2 protein-coding genes are annotated in these 3,039 nt (G+C 76.7%); both read right to left on the bottom strand.

The features are described 5' to 3' along the window. Positions 1–119: 119 nt before the first annotated feature. Positions 120–1,835: an ABC transporter ATP-binding protein gene (locus tag KIK08_RS38350; protein WP_308258156.1), complete on the bottom strand. Its 1,716-nt coding sequence runs from the start codon at positions 1,833–1,835 to the stop codon at positions 120–122. A 48-nt stretch (positions 1,836–1,883) separates the two neighbouring features. Continuing rightward, positions 1,884–2,717 (bottom strand): metal-dependent transcriptional regulator, encoded by an 834-nt coding sequence (locus KIK08_RS38345; protein ID WP_214408215.1) that lies wholly within the window; start codon positions 2,715–2,717, stop codon positions 1,884–1,886. Positions 2,718–3,039: the final 322 nt, after the last annotated feature.

The following is a 3,039-nucleotide window of genomic DNA, read 5'->3' as shown; positions in this document are numbered from 1 at the left end:
CACCGCGGTCGCCCCGACCAGCACCGCGGCGGCCGCGCCTGCGCGCAGCCGGTCGCCGCGCAGCACGCGGCGCACCGTCCGCCACGTCGCGCGCCCGTCGGCGGTGGGCAGCACGCCGGTCACCGGGACACCGCCGCGCGGTAGGCGGGGTGCCGCGCCAGCAGCTCGGCGTGCCGTCCGTGCGCGGTCGTGCCGTCGGCCAGGACCAGCACGACGCGGTCGGTGGCCGCGAGCAGCGTCGGGCTCGACGTGACCAGCAGGGTGGTGCGGTCGGCCCGCAGCCCCCGCACGCCTGCCGCGATCCGGGCCTCGGTGACCGAGTCGACGGCCGTGGTCGGCTCGTGCAGCACGAGGACGGGGGCGTCGGCGGCCAGCGCCCGTGCGAGCGCGACGCGCTGGCGCTGCCCGCCGGACAGCGCCTGCCCGCGCTCGCCGACGTCGGAGTCGGCCCCGTCGGGCAGCGCGTCGACCACCTCGTCGGCCGCGGCCGCGGCCATGGCCGATGCCGTGGGGCCGGCCCGACCGGCGGCGACGTTCTCGCGCACCGGGCCCCGGAACAGCACGCCGTCGTGCCGCTCGACGAGGACCTCACGGCGGAAGTCCGACACCGGCAGCCGGCCCGCCGGTACGCCGTCGAGCCGCACTTCGCCGTGCCGGGGGTCCAGCTCGCGGCCCAGGACCGCGACCAGGTCCTGCGCGGCCGACGGTTCGGCGACCAGCCCGACCATCTCACCCGGCTCGACCGCGAGGTCCAGGGCGGGCAGGTGAGCGGTGGCGACCGCCCGCAGCTCCAGCCGGCGGCCCCGGTGCGAGTCGGGCAGCGGCGGCCCGTCCCCCTCGGGCGTGTCGACCTCGGCGGGTCGGGCGAGCACCGCGGCGATCCGCTCGGCGGAGGCGCGGGCCTGGGCGATGCCGGCGTTGACGAAGGCGACCATCGTCAGCGGGCCGAGCAGGAACTGCGCCAGCCCGACCGCGGCGACCAGCCCTCCGATCGACACCGACCCGGACAGCGCCAGCCAGCCGCCGACCCCGGCGACCAGCGCGATGAACAGCCCGGTCGCGGCCTGCACCCCGCCGTCGAGCAGGGCCCCGGCGCGCCCGGCGCGCACCGCCGCGCCGAGCGAGCGGCGGCTGGCCACCGCGTAGCGGGCCACGGCGGCGTCCTCTGCCCCGATCCCGCGCAGCACCCGCAGACCGCGGACCAGGTCGGTGGCCACCGCCGAGGCCAGGGCCGCGTCCTGCTGCTCGGCGGCGCTGCGCGCCTCCAGCGGCCGCGCCATCCGCCGGGTCGCCCACAGCAGCGGGGGAGTGCCCAGCAGCACGAGCGCGCCCAGCACGACCGACGACCACAGCAGCGCGACGGCGCTGACCGCGATCGCGGCGACCGCGGCGACCGCGAGCGGCAGCATCATGTGCAGGGCGCCGACCCGCCTGGCGTCCTGCACGGCGATCGACGACACCTCGCCGGACAGCAGCCCGTTCCGCGCCCCACCACCCGGGTCGAGCACCTTCCGCACGAGCGCGCCGCGCAGGTCGTGCGCGACGAGCTCGGCCGTGCGCTGGCCCAGCCGCGAGCCCCACCGGAAGCTGCCCGAGAGCAGGACGAAGTCCGCGGCCAGGACCGCGAGCCAACCGGCCAGCTCGGCCGGTGAGCCGCCGTCGACCGCGCGATCGACCACGACCCCGATGAGCACCGGCACGAGCGCCTCACCGGTCTGGTGAAGGCAGGCCAGGATCGAGCTGCCGGCGAGCGCCGCGCGCCGCGACCGCAGCGCCGCGCGCAGCACGCCGCGACCGTCGGCGGGGGGCCGGACGGGGGTGGCGATCTCGTCCACCGCCACCTCCTGTCCGCCGGGATCGGAAATTAGGTAAGGCTAAGGATGCTAAGGGATATCACAGGGAGGAGTCGGCGAGCGAGCCTCGGGACGGGCGGTTCGCGCCCCGGCCGGATCCCCGCTCGGGACACCGGGCGGCACCCGCACGACCAGGATCGACCGAGCCGCCCCCGCGTCCAGCGCCAGCACCCCGGCCGCCGACGTCGTGCGCACCTCGTGCTCGTCCGCCGCGAGCGCGGCGACCTCGACCGCGCCCCCGGGCACGACCCCGGCGCCCCGCAACCGGACCAGCTGGCGAGGGTCGTCCTGCAGCCGGGTGAACAGCCGGCAGACGACCACCCGCCCGCCCCCGCCGCGGGCGACGTCCTCGAGGCGGGCGAACGGCGCCTCGACCACCGGCCCGCCGGGTCCGGGGGCGCCCAGCGCCGGGTCGAGCTCGTCCAGGCCCGGGACCGGATCGCCGAACGGCGAGATCCGCGGATCGGCCAGCAGCCCAAGCAGCTTGCGCTCCACCCGGTCGCCGAGTACGTACTGCCACCGGGAGGCCTCCCGGTGGGCCAGCTCCCACTCCAGGCCGACGACGTCGACCAGCAGTCGCTCGGCCAGCCTGTGCTTGCGCACGACGACGGTCGCCGCCGCACGGCCGGCGGGTGTGAGGCGCACGTGGCCGCGCGGGGTCGTGGACACCAGCCCGTCTTGCGCCATCCGGGCGAGGTGCTGGCTCACCGAGCTGCGGCTGAGCCCGAGTCGGCGGGTCAGCGCGCTCTGCCGGGGGGCGAGCCCGGACTCCTCCTCCAGCTCGTAGATCTCGCGCAGGTACATCTGGGTGGCGTCGAGGAACCCGCCGGAGCGGGGGCGGTGCAGGGGGTCGTGCGCTGTCATCGCTGGTGCGGCCACAAAGGCGTTCCGTTCGCGGGCGAGGCGGCGGTCGGACGATCTTCGAAGGGAAGGCTAACCTTACATGTCCACTGCCTGGATCCCTAGGATTGGAGGTGGACACCGCGCGGGCCCCCGGACGCCACCGGCCCTCGTCCTCCCGGTCGGCGTCGTCGACGACCACGACGGGTCGACCGGCGGTGAATCGCCCCGGCGTGTCGGGAGACTCGATCTTGTGAGGAGATGGAGTCATGACACGTCGGTCCCAGCACTACCCACCGGAGCTGCGTGAGCGGGCGGTGCGGATGGTCGCCGAGGTCACCCCGAA

The organism is Pseudonocardia lacus, from assembly GCF_018531445.1.
GTDB classification, from domain to species: Bacteria; Actinomycetota; Actinomycetes; order Mycobacteriales; family Pseudonocardiaceae; genus Pseudonocardia; species Pseudonocardia lacus.
The sequence above is the reverse complement of the archived record's forward strand: the minus strand, read 5'-3'. Positions and strand labels throughout refer to the sequence as shown.